Here is an 18381-nt window from a genome sequence, read left to right on the forward strand (position 1 = left end):
TCAGATCATATCCTCGTCTTTGAAAGATTTTGTCCGACGGAACTGGATCACGGCAAGTGTCATGATGAAGAATGACAAGATGAGTGTGATCGCAGCCGCAAGTCCGTATTGCGGGTTGGCACCGAGAGACAATTTGTAAATCCAAGAAATCAAGATGTCGGTACCGCCGGCCGTTTGTCCAGGTACAGCAGGGCCACCGCCATTAAAGAGATAAATGATGTTGAAGTTATTGAAGTTGAACGTGAACTGCGTGATCAAGATCGGTGCAGTTGCGAACAAGAGCATCGGCAATGTGATCAAACGGAACTTATCAAAGATGGTTGCTCCGTCAATCGTTGCTGCTTCATATAAGTCACCAGGAATCGACTGAAGGACACCTGTCATAAGCGTCATGATGAACGGGAATCCGAGCCACCATTGAATGAGAACGAGTGCTGTTCGTGTCGCCGTCGGATCGGTCATCCAGTTGACTGGGTCAAGACCGAGTGCCGGCAAGATCGTCGTATTGAATACCCCGAACGATTCGTTGAACATCGAACGGAAGATCAAGATCGTGATGAATGCTGGAACTGCCCAAGAAAGAATCAAGATTGAGCGGAACAAGCGACGGAAACGAAGACCTTCTTGGTTCAAGAGTACCGCAAGGAAGATCCCGATTGCGATAACACCTGTCGTTGAAGCGACCGTCCAGACAAGCGTCCAGCCGAGTACGCCGACGAACGTGTCACGGAAGATATCGATTTCAAAAATACGCGTGAAGTTCTCGAATCCGACCCATTCGACGAGTTTCGCTGGTGGTGCGTTGTTATAGCGATAGTTCGTGAAGGCGATCAAGAACGTAAAGATCAATGGAAGAATAACGGTAAACACTAACAAAATGAGTGATGGGATTAACATTAAGTATGGGAATCCATGGTCACGCAAGTTGCGAAGTTGCATTTGGAACGATGGAAGGTTTAGATGCTGATCACGAGCGCGACCGACACGATAGGCGTCACGAATGTTCCAAACATAGAACGCGATTCCGAAGAAAAGTAAAATTAACGCGACAATCCCCTCGACCATCAAGAAGATGGAGTGGTCGTTACGAGGTCCTGGCACTTCACCAAGCGTGATCAATCCCCAAAGTCCTCCACGGTCACCTGGTCCGGCGCCCGCCCCTTTGAAAAATAGATCATAGTTTACGGCAAAATAAGATACGACGACGATAAAGAACGCTACCGCCTTCGCGTATTGTTTGTTATATAACTGTCCGAGTCCCGGAATGATGGAAAGTAGTCCCGCGTTCCGAGCATGGTTTGTAGGCTTGTCCGGGCGTTGGTCCGGTGTTTTAGGGTTCGCAATTGCAGCCATCCTCAGTTTCTCCTTTCGATTTGAGCAAATCAATCAAGCAAACGTTTGCTCAATGCTAGAAAATGAGGGGGAACGCCATGTGGCGCACCCCGTCATTTCAATTCCTTATTGGTTGTTTGCTTGGATTTGTTGCTCGATGACTTTCACTGCATCGTCTGCAGATTTTTGTGCATCTTGTTTACCAGTCGCTACAAGCTGAAGTGCTTGTGCCATTGGCTCCCAAACTTGTCCCATTTCAGGAATGTTCGGCATTGGGATTGCGTTTGTCGCTTGGTCGAATACCGCTTTCGCAACTTCGTTCGACGTGATTGTTTCGTTCGACTCGAGTGCTGCTACTGGTGGGATCTCGTTGTATGCTTCAAACATTGCCAATGCGTTTTCTTCGTTCGTCAACTCTTGAAGGAACATTTCAGCCCACTCTTGGTTTTCTGTGTAAGCTGAAAGGGCATATGTTTTCACACCCATGAACGTCTTGATTGGCTCACCGTTCGGAAGTGTTGGCATTGGAGCCGCTCCGAGGTTTACGCCTGCATCTGTGTAACCAGCTACAGCCCATGGTCCGTTCATGACTGAATGTGCTTTCTTCTCAGTGAAGAGTTGGTCCATCGCTTGGCCGCCAGACTCACCGATCAATCCTTTAGGGAAGAGGCCTTCTTCGTACCATTTGCCGATGTATTCGAATCCTTCAACTGCGCCTTCGTTGTTCAAACCGATATCAGCTGGGTCGAGTGCGCCACCGTCTTCTTTGAACACGTATCCGCCGAATCCAGCGACAACACCGTGTGCGAAGTAGAAGTTATCCCAAAGTGCGAGGAATCCGTACTCGCCGTCAGCTTTCACATCGTTTGACAACTTGTAGAGGTCGTCCATTGATGCTGGAGCTTCAGCCATCAAATCTTTGTTGTACATGAGAACTGGTGTCTCAACTGATTTTGGATATCCATAAGCTTGACCATCGAACATGACAGCTGATTTCGCAGCGTCTGTGAATGCGTCAAGTGATCCTTCGTCAGCGATTGGAGCCAAGTGACCTTGGTCAGCGATTGTACCGATTTGGTCGTGCGGTACGAGAACGATGTCTGGACCTTTTCCAGCTGGACCGTCAAGCGCAAGCTTGTCTTTTTGGTCTGTCATCTGTACTTCGACGACTTCAACTTTTACGCCATGCTCTTCTTCGAACGCCTTCGCAACTTCTTTCGTTGTTTCAGACTTTTCGATGTCTTCCCAGATGACGATCTTTTCAGGTTTGTTCTCGCTTGAAGAACCACCTTCGTTAGAAGATCCGTTGTCTGTTCCGCCACCACATGCAGCAAGTGCACCGAATGCGAATACTGCTGTTGAAAGTCCTGCTACCATTTTTTTCATCTTCATGATGAAAAACCTCCCCAAGGAAATAGTATGGTCAGATTTGCGCAATCGCACGACCACGTCAATTTTAAAACTCCGCTACGAAATTGACACGGTAGTGAAAACGTTTGCATCCTCACCTCAATTTTTATTATACAGTTGTGAAAGCGTTTTACAAGTCTTTTTTTTACACTTTTTTTACGTCTGTTGACCCATTTATGTAATTTATAAAATTTTGTTCTCAAATCTTCACTTTTTATGAGTTTCAGCAATTGACAAAATGTAAACGCTTTATTACCCTTTGCTTGAGCAAACGTTTTCGCAACACCTATTCTCTTTGATTCACAGTGTTGTAAAATGATGTCATCCCCTATAAAGAAAGGAATGTTTTCCTTATGATGAAAGAAGCGATTTATCATCGTGCTATGTCCCCGTTCGTTTACAAATATGACCGTGAGACGATCCACATCCGTTTTCATACGAAACGTGGTGATATTGAATCGGTCGATTTGATTTGGAACGACCCTTATGATTGGCATTCTGAAGACCCAGCTATGTGGAACTTTGACCCGGACAAGCCGAGCTACTGGCGTACATACGAGACTCCAATGGAGAAAATCGGTTTTGACGACGCCTATGACTACTGGTTCATCGCCATCAAACCACCGTTCCGTCGCCTTCGCTACGGATTCCGTTTGAATGATGGACAAGAGACAGCCGTCTATACCGAAAAAGGATGGTTCGAAGAAAAACCACTCGATGATACGGGCTATTACTTCTGTGTCCCGTTCATCAATCCGATTGATATCTTCCACGCACCGTCATGGGTGAAGGACACGGTTTGGTATCAAATCTTCCCGGATCGCTTTGCCAATGGAGATGCTTCACTTAATCCAGAAGAGACACTGCCATGGAACTCGACAGAGCCGACAATCACAAACTTCTTCGGTGGGGATTTCCAAGGGGTGATTGACCATATCGACCACTTGGTCGAACTCGGGATTACCGGAATCTATTTCTGCCCGATTTTTAAAGCGACGACGAACCACAAGTACGATACGCTCGACTATATGGAAATCGATCCACAGTTCGGGACAAAAGAGAAATTTAAAGAAATGGTCGACCTCTTGCACGAGAATGGCATCAAGGTCATGCTCGATGCCGTCTTCAATCATGTCGGATATCACCACCCATGGTTCCAAGATGTCGTCGAGAACGGTCCGGCGTCTGAGTATCGCGATTGGTTCTATCTCCGTGAATTCCCAATCGTGACGGAGCCGAAGCCGAACTACGATACGTTCGCGTTCGAAAAGAACATGCCGAAGATCAATACGGAGCATCCAGAGTTGAAAGCTTACTTATTAGATGTCGCCCGTTACTGGGTCGAAGAATTTGGCATCGACGGATGGCGCCTAGACGTCGCCAACGAAGTTGATCATGCGTTCTGGCGTGACTTCCGAAAAGCCGTCAAGCAAGCGAACCCGGAAGCCTACATCCTCGGGGAAATTTGGCACGACGCTCAACCTTGGCTACAAGGCGACCAGTTCGATGCCGTCATGAACTATCCATTCACGAACGCGAGCTTGAACTATTTCGCACTCGACCGGACGACGGCTTCTGAGTTCCGCAACGAATTGACGCGCGTCGAGATGATGAACACGATGAACGTTAACGAAGTCACGTTCAACTTGATCGACTCACATGATACGCCACGTGCGTTGACGCGGGCGAAAGGTCATAAAGGAAAGTTCAAGCTATTGATGACCTCGATGCTCACATACACAGGTAGCCCATGTATTTACTATGGGGATGAAATCGGACTCGAGGGAGAACAAGACCCGGGTTGCCGCCGCTGTATGCCGTGGGACGAAGCCGAAGAAGACCGTAACCTCTTCCGTTACATTCAAAAGCTCATCCAGCTACGGAAAGACCATCCCGTACTAGCGAATGCCGGCTCGTATCGCTTCAACTTGGTCGACGACGCCAACAATGCCGTCATCATCGAACGATGCACGAAAGATGAGACGTACTTGGTCTACTTCAACAACTCGGACTCTACTTCGAAACTAAGTCCGCTCGGTTATCGTGGCGCCGCCTACGACTTGTTACATGACCGCGATCTCGAGTCACTCGAAATTGAACTAGCACCATTTAGTGCAGCTATTCTGAAATTGAAATAATTTCGAAAATCACCTGATTTCTTCGGGTGATTTTTTTGTTGAAAATAATTTAGCAACCCCCCTATCTTTTTCATTTCATAAGGAGTAAGATGACCTTTGACATTTTTACAAAACAAATAGTTAACAGAAAGAATTATAGAGAAAAGGGAGAATACACTACATGCAGACGAAACAAACGGAACAGCTCACCCTGTTCAAACTGTCGTGGCCGATTTTCATCGAACTTGCCCTCCACATGGGAACCGGGATCATCGCCACATTGATGCTCGCACATTACTCAGACGCCGCCGCTTCGGCCGTCGGGGTTGCCAACCAAATTTTAAACGTGTTCTTGATTGTCTTCAGTGTGACGTCTGTCGGGGCGACCATTTTGATTGGTCAGGCCATCGGAGCTGGGCGCATGAAGAAGAGTCGTGACTTCGCCCGCTCCGCCGTCAGTTTGAATATGTGGCTCGGTGCAATCATGGTCGTCGTCATCTTCTTGTTCGGTGAAACGTTTTTGCGCCTATTCGGTCTATCGGATGAACTGTTTGCACACGGGCTGTTGTTCCTGCAAATCGTCGGCTTGTCGTTATTCACCGAAGCGCTCATCATGGCGCTCAGTTCGATCCTCCGAAGTCACGGGATGACGAAACATGCCATGCTCGCGACGCTTCTGATTGATATCATCACTGCTGTTGGTGCCATCTTTGCCGTTACCGGCTGGTTCGGACTTCCGGTCACTGGCGTTGCCGGTGTCGCTTGGGCCATCGTGATTGCACGATTCGCCGCCATGGTCCTGTTGTTCTGGCTCGTCAAACGGAAACTTATGATCCGCTTCCCGTTAAAAGAAGTGATTCGTCCGAAGAAAGACGACATCCAGTCGCTCCTTCAAATCGGTGTCCCTTCTGCCGGAGAGAACTTGTCTTATCAAGCTTCACAGATCATCATCACCGGTTTCATTGCGACGATGGGAGAAGCTTCCCTCGCCGCACGGGTATACGTCATGAACTTGTCGATGCTCGCCTTCTTGTTCACCGTCGCCGTCGCGCAAGGGACACAGCTCTTGATTGCGCGAGATATCGGGGGCAAACGTTTCAAAGAGGCGTATCATCGCGCCGTCAAAACATTGAAGATTGCCATGTTCGCCTCGTTCGTCGCCTCTCTCGGATTGGCGGTGTTCAGCGAGTCGCTACTCGGTCTCTTCACGTCAAATCCTGACATCATCGCGGTCGGAGTGCCAATCTTATGGGCAACGCTCATTTTAGAGCCAGGGCGCGCCATGAACATCGTCTTGATGGGATCGTTGAAGTCCGTTGGGGACGTCCGCTTCCCGGTCATGATTGGGATTGCCTCGATGTGGGGTGTCGCCGTGGCATTCAGCTACTTGTTCGGTCTTCAAATGGGGCTCGGCATCCTTGGGATTTGGCTCGCCTTCTCCCTCGATGAGTGGTTCCGCGGATTCTTCGCGTTCCGTCGTTGGAAATATGGGACATGGCAACAAAAAGGCTTCCAGTTCGAAGCCAAATCAACCACGTAAAAAAGCGGCCGCGGCCGCTTTTTTCATTTCATTAAAAATGCCTGCATCGCCTGGCGGTGTACGTCCGTGTCCCCACACTTTCGTTGCCAATCGATTTCTTCATTCAATCCCTCTTCAAATGAAGTGGCTCGCATGAGTGCCTTCATCCCTTGTACAGCAACCGGTGATTTCGCAGCGAGCGTCTCAGCGTATGACGTCAATCGCTCCGTATACATCGCATCTTCCACGAGCTCTGTGACGAGTCCGAATGTGTGCGCCGCCTCTGAGTCAATCGTACTACCACTCCAGAGCCAATCTAACGCAAGGTCGTCGCGCATGAGTCGACGTAAGTGATACGGTCCTCCTGCATCCGCGACCAACCCGATTTTGATGAACGCCGAGCTGAATTTCGTCGACTTGGCGACGATTCGGACATCAGCTGCAAGTGCCAAACTGAGTCCCGCTCCCGCCACGACGCCATGAATGCCCGCGATGATTGGCTTACGGCATGAGAAGAGCGCACGGACGAGTGGATGATACACCTCTTCTAAATATTCCCCGTAATCTGCATCGCTCTCGATCGTTAAATCTTGTCCAGATGAGAATGCCCGTCCTTCGCCGACAAGGACGATGACGCGAACCGCGTCGTCCTGATCAAATTCATCGATTGCCGTTTTCATTTCACGTAGCAACGTCTCGTTCAAGGCATTCAGCTTTTCAGGTCGGTTCAGTTTCAACCACCCTACCCCATTGTGTGTCGTCAATTGAATCGTCTCCACTTTCATTCCCCCTTATAAAATGAATCACTGTTCATTTCTTCGTTATTCCGTCAAACTCCTTCCTTTACTGAAAAGTTTTTTGAAGTTCAATTGCCGTGAAGTTGGTTGATTTGCTATTCTAAAAGGAGTCGGTCACGAAAGGATGAGTCAGATGCAACTGACAAACGCCGCTCGGCAACTGAAACAAAAGAAGATTCCGTTCGCTTATCATACGTATGAAGTCGATGAAACCGATGTCTCTGCCAAGCATGTTGCGGAGACGCTTCAGAAATCGCTCGATGAACTGTACAAAACGATTTGTCTCGTGAACGAGAAAAAACAATACGCCTTCTTTCTCATTTCCGGAGAGCGTGACATTGATTTAAAGGCAGCCGCGAAAGCTTGGGGAGCGAAGAAAGCATCGCCTGTCCCAATGAAAGAGCTCGAGTCACTGACCGGATACATCCGGGGTGGAGTCTCTCCCATCGGGGCGAAGAAGCCGTTCCCCGTATATCTGCACGAGGCAGCTAAAGAGAAAGAGACCATCACAATCTCTGCCGGGAAACGTGGTTATCAAATCGAGTTGAAGCCAAAAGATTTACTGCAATTCACAAACGGTCGCTGGTTCAGCCAATGACCTTACTGGGGGCAAAATTATGTGGAAAGAACGCATCCGTTCGTGGGTTCCAAACTCCTTTACGTTCGGAAACTTATTTTGTGGTGTCGTCGCGATTGTCTACGCCGCACGTGGTGACTTCTCAAACGCCACACTATTAATCATCATCGCGATGATGCTCGATAGTTTAGACGGGCGCCTCGCCCGTATGCTCGGAGTCGCTGGGGACTTTGGGAAGGAGCTAGACTCGCTCGCTGACATCGTTACGTTCGGTGTCGCACCGGCAATGCTCGCCTATTATACGTTTTTCATTGATTACGGCAATTATGGATTGTTCTTTGCGGCACTCTTTCCGCTATTCGGTGCATACCGTCTCGCCCGCTTCAACTTGTCTGCGACAAACGTTGCGGCAAGTTACTTCTCAGGCGTCCCGATTACGGCCGCCGGTGGACTTCTCGCCGTCATCACGACGTTCGGGGACCGCGTCAGCGAACTGTTGACACCGATTTTCTTCACAGGGCTCGCCCTGTTGATGGTCAGCCGTGTCCGCATCCCGAGTTTTAAAGATGTGCCACTGCCACGTCACTCGTTCATCATTACGATCAGCCTCGTCTATGTGACGTACATGATGTTCGCACGTTGGAAAGAATGGCCGACGTTCTGGTTTATCGCCGTCCCGTTTTATGTCTTATTCATCGCTTTCTCGTTCGTGAAAAGACGGAAACGGATGGCCAATTAAGAGTCTCGTTCGACGAGGCTCTTTTTTTGTACATGCATTTGTTAGACGAAGACTAAGATGAGCTTTAGAATGAAAGAAGAGGTGATGGAATGAAAGTGTATCCGTTTATTTGGAAATGGTTTATTGTCTGGTATTTCATTGGGTTGATCTTAGTCGGATTCGATTTGCTTCCGCCTTGGTTAGAATGGGCGAACCCCGTCTTTTTATGGCTCGCCGGCGCGATTGGTGGAACGATTCTTTATCAAGGGATTCGACAAGGTGTTTGGATTGTTCCGTTTATTTTCTTCGGTTCGATCGCCGTCGAGACACTTGGCGTAAAAACAGGGTTCCCGTTCAGCGAATACGTCTATGCCGAGGCATTCGGTCCGACAGTCTTTGGAGTCCCTGTCACAATCGGTGCGGCGTGGCTCGCTGTCATTGGCTCTAGTTTTGCCGTGGCTCGACTCTTCACGTTTCGCAACAACATTTTATGGCTCGTCCCGATTCTCGCCGTATGGCTCGATATGGCAATCGATCCTGTAGCAGCAAACGTGAAAGGCTACTGGGAATGGGCAAATGACGGCTTGTATTATGATATCCCGACGCAAAACTTTATCGGTTGGTTCGGGTTATCCCTTATTTTCTCATGGTTGTTACAGCGTCACGAACGAGCTGTCGATTCTTTGTTCATCCAGCACGGCGTTTACTTGTTCGTCATGCTTCATGCCCTCTTTGGCGTCACGGCCGTGAACGCAGGTCTCTATGGAATCGGCTTCCTGAGCATTCTGACGTCTGGGGTGATTCTTTTAGAAAGGAGAGTTCGCGATGATCGAGTCACACAAAAAGAAATGGTTCAATAACGTATTCTCAACATTCGTAAGGGAACGTCAAATTCGTCCGACGTTTCATAATATTTTTATTCGAACCGATGACATCCCGACGCCTGGTTTAATCTTAAGTACGCACAGTGCTTGGTGGGATGGACTCGTCATGTATATGGTAAATGAACATTTTTTGAGACATGACATCCATGTGTTGATGGACGAGGACGGATTGCGTCGTTTCCCGTTCTTTCGTCACCTTGGGGCCTTCTCTGTAAAAAAAGGAAGTCTATCCGATGTTCGTGGTTCCCTCGCCTACGCGAATGAGTTGATCGCTTCAGGCAAATCGGTATGGATGTATCCACAAGGTCGAGAAGTCCCTCAAGAAATGCGTCCGATTGAAATCGAATCTGGGGCGACCCTGTTACTGAATGAGCGTCCCCTTCATTTATGTGCCATGTATTATGCATTTGAAAGCCATGCCGAGCCCGTTGTCTACGTCCGATTCCGAAAATACAGCGTGACCTCGTCGACTCGGAGAACTCAAAAACAAGAGATTGCGCAAGCGCTCGAGCAGTTGTATGACGATGTCAGAGATGACGTCATCACACGTTCGACCGCCTATGCTCCTTTGTTCCGTCCGCGACGCAATCTAGCCGAATGGACAGAAACGTTCGTTCGACTCGGGAGGAGGGGCTCATGATTCTTTGGTTCGTGACCCTCTGCATGCTCATCTTCACACTCGTGAATCTGGCATTTTTACGACCACTCGCAAAACCCGGGAAAGCTATGGCGACAGCCGTCTGCATCCCGATGCGGAACGAGTCACGACATGTCGACCGATTGATTACTAATTTACAAATGGCGATCCCGGAGAATACTCATGTCTACATTTATGAAGACCGCTCCGAAGACGATACATATGAACGATTACATCGCGCAATCGGAGACGATTCCCGATTCACCGTCATTCAGGGAGTCCCTTTACCTGATGACTGGGCCGGGAAAGTCCATGCCTGTCATCAGCTCGCAACACATACGACTGAACCGTATCTCCTCTTTTTAGATGCGGACGTCACCATCGATTCGAGCTTCATCGCCCGCATGCATGCGACACTCGCACGTGAAAAGGCTGTCTTTTTATCCGGATTCCCTCAATTTCCGACATCGACATTTCTCGGGAAATTGTTGATTCCGATGCAACATGTGCTCATCGCCCAACACCTGCCTTTGTTCTGGCGAAAAGTGAAACACCCAGCATTCGCGGCGGCGAACGGAATGAACGTACTTGTCGAACGAAATAGTTACGAAGAGATTGGTGGGCACGCTTCGATCCGTTCATCGTTGATTGATGACATCGATTTATGTCGTATGTTCAAGCGTCATCAAAAAGTGACGTCACTCGTTCAAGTCGCCCCGTTCATCTCTTGTGATATGTATGAGACGAATGAAGAAGTATGGAGCGGGTTTTCAAAAAACGTATTCAAGGGAATGAATGAATCAGTAGGACTCGCCTTGTACTTCTTGACGTATTACGGGATTCAATTGACCGCCATGTTCGCATGGCTATTTTCACCAAGTTGGCAAACGATCAGTGCGGCACTCTTCGTACTCCTCGCCCGACTTGCTGTCGACATAAAATCTCATGGATCCGGTACATGGTTGCATCCAATCAGCTTGATCGCTTATCTGACCTTACTCGGGAACGCCGTCATCCGTAAATGGAGACGTCTACCGATCACGTGGAAAGGTCGCCATTATTCCTAATCGAGCGTTTTACTTAAGGGGGACAAATGTATGAAACAAATTGTTGTCATTGGAGCAGGGTTAGGTGGCCTGAGCGCTGCCGTCACGCTCGCCACACACGGCTATGACGTCACGGTCATTGAGAAGAATGAACATGTCGGTGGAAAACTTATGCCCGTCATCACCGACGGGCACCGTTTCGACTTCGGTCCGAACACCATCACGATGCCAGATGTCTTTCGTTCCGTCATCCGAAACAGCGGTGCCAATCCTGATGACTATTTTGAATTGATCAAACTCGATCAACATACCGTCAATTATTATTCGGACGGCTCCTCGTTCACATTTAGCGCCAATCGGGCACAGCTTGAATCGGAAGTGCGACGATTGACGAATGACCAAATGAAGAAAAATCAATTACAAGCTTATTTAGATGAAGCAGAGAAGTTGTTCCGAATCGCGAACGAACGCTTCTTCACCCGTATGGAGACAAAATTAGATCCCGGTCTTTGGGCGGACATGGTAAAAGTACACCCGCTGCAAAGTCTGCATGCCCTTCATCAGAAATACTTCAAAGACAAGCGCATCATCCAGGCACTCGACCGATATGCGACATACATCGGCAGTAGCCCATACGTGACACCTGGCACGTTCGCACTCATCTCTCATTTAGAATTGAATGAAGGGGTCTATTTTGCCAAGGGAGGCAACTGGAACATCGCCAAAGGGTTTGCGAAGCGAGCGAGTGAACTCGGGGTGACGTTCCGACTCGGACACGAAGTGACGAAAATTGAAGTCTTGAACGGGAAAGCCCATGAAGTCGTCGTTGATGACAAAGAAGTCATCTCTTGCGATGCTGTTCTGCTCAATGGCGAGCTGCTCACGCAATATCCTCGACTTGTCGATGCGAAAGACCGTCCTTCTTTCCCGGTCCCAACTCGCGATACCGTCGAGCCGTCCATCTCTGCATTCGTGTTAATGATCGGGTTATCGAAACGCTTGAACCTTGCTCATCATAACGTCTATTTCTCTGACGACTACGAGCGAGAATTTAAGGCACTCTTCCAAGAAGAACGCTATGCAGACGAGCCGACCATCTATATCTCCAATTCATCCGCAACTGACCCATCGATGGGAGAGGCAGGAGACAACTTGTTCATCCTCGTCAATGCTCCCGCGCATTTGACGGACATTGATGCCGATACGTATGAGCATTTGATACGTCGTCGGTTGCGCGCGTTCGGTGTCGATTGGGAAGAAGAAGAGGTTCTCTTCCACCGACGTGTGACACCACAAGACTTGAGCCGTGACTTTTATGCATATTACGGTGCTCTTTATGGCACGTCGGCCAACTCGAAAAAAGGTGCATTCTTTAGACCAGCAGCCCGCTCGACGGACGTGTCGAACATCTGGTTTGCAGGTGGTTCGACCCATCCTGGGGGAGGGAGCCCAATGGTCACGCTTTCAGGACAATTCGCGGCACGATCGATGTTAGAGGACATACCTCTGACAATATGAACATTTTGTGAACGCGAGTTTCGACACTTGTCGACAATTGAAAGACGTGATAATATCATATTCGAGTTCAAGCAGTTCTGTAACGTTGGTTACACCTGTAGCGATCGAATGGCTTCCCCGAGCCTCATCGCGTTTTGAACTTGTCACACCCGAGAAAAAGTGATGAGCGAGTTTCCCCACTCGTATCCCGTAGTTGAGACAGCTTGCGTATGATGTTCCCCCTTAGTCCATCAAGCATCCTGTTTCAACGAAGATGTCCCAACTGATTCATTCCCCATGAATCCCGGCACATCTTTAGGGCTTTATCACAAATCGATTCATTCATTTCCCCGATGAATGGATCACATAACGCTTACGCCACTTTTGGTCCCCCGCCAAAAGTGGTTTTTTTTGCGCAAAAAAACTGTAGACGCCTAAAAGCGCCTACAGTAAACCTGACCTCTTATAGTTTTGCTAGCAACTTTCCTTTTTGAAGCGTCGATACGTATGCACGCTTTGTGAAGACGTCATATCCGTTTGCTCGAGCCGCATCTAAAATTCCTTCGTATAGGAGCGCTGCCGCTTGAACTGGCTTTCGACTGGCCAGTGGATAGAGGTGATGGGTTCCACGTGCGCGTTCATACAAGAACTCCGCGCGTTTCGCCAACGCCTCCCATAGTTCGATAAAGGCAGGTGTCACTTCTCGTTGCTGTAACATCTCTTCAGTTACACCGAACTGTCGCATCATCGTCCGTGGTAAATAAATGCGATCTCGGTTCAAATCTTCCCCGACATCTCGCAAAATATTTGTCAGTTGCATCGCAATTCCAAGGTCAATGGCCCCTTGCCGAAGCTGACGTTTTGTAGCGGCATCTTGATTCGGAACAAGAATCGGGAGTAGCATCAGACCGACCGTACTCGCCGCATAGTAGCTATATTGCTCGGTCTCTTCGAGCGTCTCATATCGCGACTTATGTAAATCCCACTTCATCCCTTCTGCTAGCTCGAAGAAGGGATCGACGTCCATTTCATAGCGCTGCCAGACATCTCGAAGGGCAACCCACAGTGCATCGTCTTGATCATACCCGGCCAAAAAACGATCGAACGCATGCAAAAACGACGCCAGACTTTCTTCTGGACGGTCCGATTCATCGACTGCATCATCAAGGGTCCGACAAAACGTATACACGGCCATGACCGCTTGACGATCTGGTTTTGAGAGCAAAGAGAAGGCCCGATAAAAAGTCAGCGAGCCTTTCTTCATGATTTCCTCACATTGACGATACGCTTCTTGTGTCGTCACGATGTATTGCCCCCATTTCTTCTTCCATTTTTTTCACGAGTAACTGTGACCCAATCATGACGATTGGCACGCCACCACATGGATGGACAGATGCACCAACCGCATACAATCGTTCGATTTTCGGGAACGGTCTTGCCTGTGGCTTGAAGGCAGCTGATTGAGACAACTTCGGTGCAATCCCAAAGCTTCCTCCTTCAAATAGACCGAAACGCTCGGCATCCATCGGTGTCCGGACTTTCATCTCGGTCACGCGCTCACGAAAACCTGGTACGAGTGCCTCGATTCGTTCGAATAGATGGTCAATCGTTCCTTGCGTCTCAAAGTCTTCCCGTTCCAATTTACGAGGTACCGGAACGAGGACATACAGCACGCTCGTTCCATCCGGCGCTAGTGTCGGATCAATCCGTGATGGATTGAACGTGTACATCGCCGGATACTCACTTAGTTTACCATCCTCAAAGATTGTGCGCATCGATCCTTCAAAATCGTTTGGCAAATCAAATTGATGGACCGGTAAATCGAGTGCGCCATCAACGGTAAAGTACAGAAGTAACGTACCGCTGGACGGTTCGTATGTCTTTGGTGTGACGCCATCAATGAGTCGCTCCATGAGTGGAAAGTCCCCGTTCACGACGACCGCGTCATAAGACACATACTCGTCATTGACCGTGACACCGTCCGCCACTCCGTTTGTGACGTGAACGCGATTGACGGTCGCATTCATCACGAAACGGACACCTCGACGCTTCAGCTCTTGTTCCATTTTCGCCGCAAGCGAGAAATATCCTCCTTTTACGTACCAGACGCCCTCTTCCTGTTCACGATACGGGATCAGTCCATATAAAGAAGGCGTCGCATAAGGATTTCCACCGATATAGAGTGTCTGCAAACTGTAGGCGACTCGTAGGCGTTCGTCCTCAAAGAAACGTTTCATGTTCGCATAGGCCGTTTCATATGCTTTCAGACGCATCAGGAGGAGCAACAGTTTAGGTTCGAATAGTTCCGTCTTTGATGCGTAACTTCGGTCCAAAAACGTATCGAACCCAATCCGATACTCTTCTTTCTTCTGCGACATATAATGACGAAACGCATCCCCTTCACCGAACGTCCGCTCGATTTCTTCAGCCTGCCGTTCGATATCGCGATATTTGTAGAATGATGTCCCGTCTTGATAACGCAAGCGATAGAGCGGGTCGACTTCGAGTAACTCGACTTCATTTTCTGGTAGCCCTGCTTCCATCAACTGTTGCTTCAGTTTACTCGGTAACAAGACGATTGTCGGCCCTTCGTCGACTTTCGCCCCATTCTCAAACTCAACATAGTTTAACCGTCCTCCGACGCGTGCTTCTTTCTCATAAATCGTGATAGTTAGCGACGGATTCCGTTTCGTCAATAAAAGGGCGGCATAAAGAGTGCCGACCCCGGCCCCGACAAAGCTGATGTTCATCGGCCGACACCTGCCCGTTCACGCAACAGGTTCGTCGTGATTCGCGCCGATTCAAAAATCGTCGGAAGCCCACTTCCCGGATGCGTTCCACCGCCGACGAGCCAGACGTTGTCGAGCTCTTCAAATTGGTTGTGCGGACGGAAATACATCATTTGCGATAGATTATGGCCAAGGTTAAACGTTGCTCCCTCATACACGCCGAACGTCTCCCAGTCTATTGGTGTCAACGTCTCCATCACCTCGATATGTTGTCGGATGCCTCTGTACGGAGACCGTGTTTCAAGGGCGTCGAGTACACGTTCTGTCATCGTCGTCTGCAGCTCGTCCCATGGGAGACCGGATAAGTTATTCGGTACCGGTACGAGCACGTAAAGCGATGACTTTCCTGCAGGCGCGAGCGTCGGGTCGATGCGTGAGGCGTTTTGAACGTAGAATGAGAAATCCTCGCTCAGTTTCAACTCTTGCGTCATCTCTTTGACGTTCAACTCATAATCGTCTGCAAAGTGAATCGAATGGTGCGCCACGTCTTCGTATATGTGATCAAGTCCGAGATAGAGCATGAACGTCGAGCACGAATAGCGCTTCTTCTTCAGTTGAGCTGGACTCCACTTCGAGAGTTTACCTTCAGGGACAAGCGACGTCATCGCATGTGCAAAATCAGCACCGATTACGACTTCGTCGAACGCATAATGGACACTTCCGGCCACGAGACCTGTCACTTTCTTGTCCTCCATGAGGAGGCGCTCCACCGGTTCTCCTAGACGAATGGAGCCACCTTCTTCTTCCACGACTTTCGCCATCGCATGGCAAAGTTGATTCACTCCCCCAATCGGGTGATGAACCCCATATGCGTGTTCCATATACGATAAAATGGAGAAACCACCCGGGCATTCCCAAGCGGACATGCCTAAATATTTTGCTTGGAAGGTAAACGCATACTTCAGTTCTTCGCTCGTGAAGTACTCGGATAAGACATCATAAAGCGACTTCCCAATCGACAGAAACGGCAGTGCTTTGAGCACACGTAATGATACATAATCGGTCAATTTATCATGAGCGGTCTGTAAGACAGGCATCAACTTGGACAGCTTAATCGCCTGTTCGCTCATGAATCGCTCATATCCTTCTCCATTTCCCGGGAATTGTGCTTCGATGGCTTGATGCATCTGGTCACGATCTGTCGTCATCGAGAGCTGACGCGTGCCGCGATCGAAATACAAATCATACATCGGTTCCAGTCGTTTCATCTCGACGTAATCATGTAAATCGCGTCCCGTTTCTTCAAAGATTTCTTCTAAAATATAAGGCATGTTTAAAAATGTAGGTCCTCGGTCAAACGTGAATTCGCCGACTTGCAGGCGTGATGTCCTCCCTCCGACAAACGGTTGTTTCTCAAATACGGTGACGTCTACCCCACGATGCGCCAGTAGCATCGCAGCAGCCAATCCACCAGGTCCTGCCCCTATTACGGCAACTCTTTGTTTCGACACACTCAACAACTCCCTATGTGAATAGTCTCTTATGCTTCTCTATCATTATAGAAATGACCGGAGACAAGTTCAATTTTCAATCGGTTGATTGAGCAGGTTCTTTCTTCCTCGCTCGGCGATGACGATGTACCAAGATCCTTCTGGGATGAATGGGATGAATCGAATTTGTTCAAATCCGACTTCTTGCATCTGTCGGCGTAATCGTGGAATGGTCGGGAGCGGATACAAGTTGTCATGGAGAGTCATAAATGCGTTGAATGCGGAAGCGAATCGTCCGCCGAGTGCCGTCTCCGCAAGCGGCGTCACGAGGACTGCTACCCCGCTCTCTTCTAAACGACCTCGAAGTCTTTCAAGCAGCTTGATTCGTTCCTCTGGAGAAAAGTAATAGAGCATATTGTTCATCATGACAGCATCGAACTGCTCGTCTGTTTCCCAGTTCATGAAGTCGGCGACTTCAAAATGAATATCGCCCCGTTCATCACGAGACCGCGCCTCTTCGATGACCTCTTCCTCTAAATCAATACCTGTCAGTTCCCAACTTGGTTCGAGTGCTTGTAATTTACGTAAATAGCCACCGTGTCCACATCCGATATCAAGCATCGATTGGACATTTGCTTGGCGCAATAACTGCTGTACAATCGGGAACGCGACCGTTTCCACAAGGGTCGACGTTTTCGCGACGACTTGACCGTGCTCTGCCCCATCGAATGTCTTTTGTTTTCCAGACTCTAAAAATTCCGGATAAGCAATCAACGCAGGGATGTGGAGTTCCATCATCTCTTGCAACATGAATCCGATGCTTCGTTCGTCGTTACCGGATAATTGATATTTTAAGCCACGTGTCGGATAGTAGCGCCAGCCTCTCTTCTTCAAATGACGTACTGCGACTCCGACTTCTAACCAACGCTCTAGTGCAAGTTGCGTCACCGGGCGTTTGAGTCGCAAGTTCATTTCCGCCACGCTTGCGCCACCTTGAAGCGCATCGAAAAAGCCAAACTTATATCCGATATATCCGTGCCATAGTGGTAAAAATGATTCTGTTTGTTTCATCCATTTCCGTGCATGTAATACGCGTGTCCATTCAGTCATTTGTTGATCCATCGTTTCACCTCATCGTCATGATTACTGATTTTTTTATTTTCCCCTAATAATTTGTGTACAAACAAAAAATTCCCACTTCGGTGTGCGAAGTGGGAAAATCTTATTGAATGAAGCTGTTGAAGAATGATTGGCCATATGGTAATGCGTAACCGATAAAGATTGTCACAAGTGCCAATACAATAAATCCGCCGAACAAGGCGTTTGATGGTTTTTTCTTTTTCACTTTGACGAGCGTCATCTCACCGAAGATTAGTGTCAATAAACCGACTGTGATTTTCACGTGATAGAACGTGCCGCCTCCGTTTAATTGAAGGTAGAGATAAAGTCCTGTTCCGAATGCGATGAGTAACATGAGTCGAAACGCCATATGTGCGATCTTTCCACTCTTGTTGCCGTTCTTATAACCGATATAGGCCACGGCAAACAAAATAAGTAACAAAATCCAGCTCGTAACGTGCGTGTGCAAGAATGCAATCAGTGGCATTCTAATGCCCCCCTTTATGTTG

16 protein-coding genes are annotated in these 18381 nt (G+C 48.6%); 8 read left to right on the plus strand and 8 right to left on the minus strand.

Annotated features, from left to right (window positions below):
* Window positions 1-1353, minus strand: a complete 1353-nt coding sequence (locus KNP62_RS09700) for a sugar ABC transporter permease (protein ID WP_074032667.1) — start codon at window positions 1351-1353, stop codon at window positions 1-3.
* Between the two features lie 105 nt (window positions 1354-1458).
* Entirely contained in the window at window positions 1459-2724 is a 1266-nt protein-coding gene (locus KNP62_RS09705) for an extracellular solute-binding protein (RefSeq protein ID WP_074037640.1), read from the minus strand.
* A gap of 371 nt (window positions 2725-3095) precedes the next feature.
* Between KNP62_RS09705 and KNP62_RS09710 the strand changes: the two genes are divergently transcribed.
* Entirely contained in the window at window positions 3096-4880 is a 1785-nt protein-coding gene (locus tag KNP62_RS09710; protein WP_214785375.1) for a glycoside hydrolase family 13 protein, read from the plus strand.
* Between the two features lie 160 nt (window positions 4881-5040).
* Complete coding sequence (locus tag KNP62_RS09715; RefSeq protein WP_211781580.1) at window positions 5041-6399, plus strand: MATE family efflux transporter; 1359 nt, start codon at window positions 5041-5043, stop codon at window positions 6397-6399.
* Between the two features lie 23 nt (window positions 6400-6422).
* On the opposite strand, the gene KNP62_RS09720 is transcribed toward KNP62_RS09715, so the two are convergent.
* A complete protein-coding gene (locus tag KNP62_RS09720; RefSeq protein WP_214785376.1) occupies window positions 6423-7157 on the minus strand; it encodes an enoyl-CoA hydratase/isomerase family protein in 735 nt (244 codons plus the stop codon).
* Window positions 7158-7308: 151 nt separating this feature from the next.
* On the opposite strand from KNP62_RS09720, the gene ybaK reads away from it, so the two are divergent.
* The 6 genes from ybaK to KNP62_RS09750 all read left to right on the plus strand — a co-directional run bounded on the left by ybaK (window position 7309) and on the right by KNP62_RS09750 (window position 12555).
* A complete protein-coding gene (ybaK, locus tag KNP62_RS09725; protein ID WP_214785377.1) occupies window positions 7309-7773 on the plus strand; it encodes a Cys-tRNA(Pro) deacylase in 465 nt (154 codons plus the stop codon).
* Window positions 7774-7792: 19 nt separating this feature from the next.
* Window positions 7793-8491, plus strand: coding sequence for a CDP-diacylglycerol--serine O-phosphatidyltransferase (gene pssA, locus KNP62_RS09730; RefSeq protein ID WP_031421233.1), 699 nt, complete (start codon window positions 7793-7795; stop codon window positions 8489-8491).
* A gap of 89 nt (window positions 8492-8580) precedes the next feature.
* Window positions 8581-9330 carry a carotenoid biosynthesis protein gene (locus KNP62_RS09735; RefSeq protein ID WP_214785378.1) on the plus strand — a complete coding sequence of 250 codons (750 nt, stop codon included), beginning with the start codon at window positions 8581-8583 and terminating at the stop codon, window positions 9328-9330.
* Complete coding sequence (locus tag KNP62_RS09740) at window positions 9296-9994, plus strand: lysophospholipid acyltransferase family protein (RefSeq protein ID WP_214785379.1); 699 nt, start codon at window positions 9296-9298, stop codon at window positions 9992-9994. Before KNP62_RS09735 ends, KNP62_RS09740 begins: the two co-directional genes overlap by 35 nt.
* On the plus strand, window positions 9991-11058 hold the full coding sequence (locus KNP62_RS09745) for a glycosyltransferase family 2 protein (protein WP_214785380.1): 1068 nt from the start codon (window positions 9991-9993) through the stop codon (window positions 11056-11058). The genes KNP62_RS09740 and KNP62_RS09745 overlap by 4 nt, the downstream gene beginning before the upstream one ends.
* Before the next feature lie 30 nt (window positions 11059-11088).
* Window positions 11089-12555, plus strand: coding sequence for a phytoene desaturase family protein (locus tag KNP62_RS09750; protein ID WP_214785381.1), 1467 nt, complete (start codon window positions 11089-11091; stop codon window positions 12553-12555).
* Window positions 12556-12997: 442 nt separating this feature from the next.
* On the opposite strand, the gene KNP62_RS09755 is transcribed toward KNP62_RS09750, so the two are convergent.
* The 5 genes from KNP62_RS09755 to KNP62_RS09775 all read right to left on the minus strand — a co-directional run bounded on the left by KNP62_RS09755 (window position 12998) and on the right by KNP62_RS09775 (window position 18359).
* The gene (locus tag KNP62_RS09755) at window positions 12998-13840 is read right to left on the minus strand and encodes a phytoene/squalene synthase family protein (RefSeq protein WP_445236742.1); all 843 of its coding nucleotides are present in this window, start codon (window positions 13838-13840) and stop codon (window positions 12998-13000) included.
* On the minus strand, window positions 13806-15284 hold the full coding sequence (locus KNP62_RS09760; RefSeq protein WP_214785383.1) for a phytoene desaturase family protein: 1479 nt from the start codon (window positions 15282-15284) through the stop codon (window positions 13806-13808). Before KNP62_RS09760 ends, KNP62_RS09755 begins: the two co-directional genes overlap by 35 nt.
* On the minus strand, window positions 15281-16774 hold the full coding sequence (locus KNP62_RS09765) for a phytoene desaturase family protein (protein WP_214785384.1): 1494 nt from the start codon (window positions 16772-16774) through the stop codon (window positions 15281-15283). Before KNP62_RS09765 ends, KNP62_RS09760 begins: the two co-directional genes overlap by 4 nt.
* Before the next feature lie 69 nt (window positions 16775-16843).
* Window positions 16844-17875, minus strand: coding sequence for a class I SAM-dependent methyltransferase (locus KNP62_RS09770; RefSeq protein WP_214785385.1), 1032 nt, complete (start codon window positions 17873-17875; stop codon window positions 16844-16846).
* A gap of 100 nt (window positions 17876-17975) precedes the next feature.
* Window positions 17976-18359 carry a YisL family protein gene (locus KNP62_RS09775; RefSeq protein WP_214696141.1) on the minus strand — a complete coding sequence of 128 codons (384 nt, stop codon included), beginning with the start codon at window positions 18357-18359 and terminating at the stop codon, window positions 17976-17978.
* Between the last annotated feature and the right edge of the window lie 22 nt (window positions 18360-18381).

This window comes from Exiguobacterium sp. s183, from assembly GCF_018617655.1.
Classification (GTDB): Bacteria; Bacillota; Bacilli; order Exiguobacteriales; family Exiguobacteriaceae; genus Exiguobacterium; species Exiguobacterium aestuarii_A.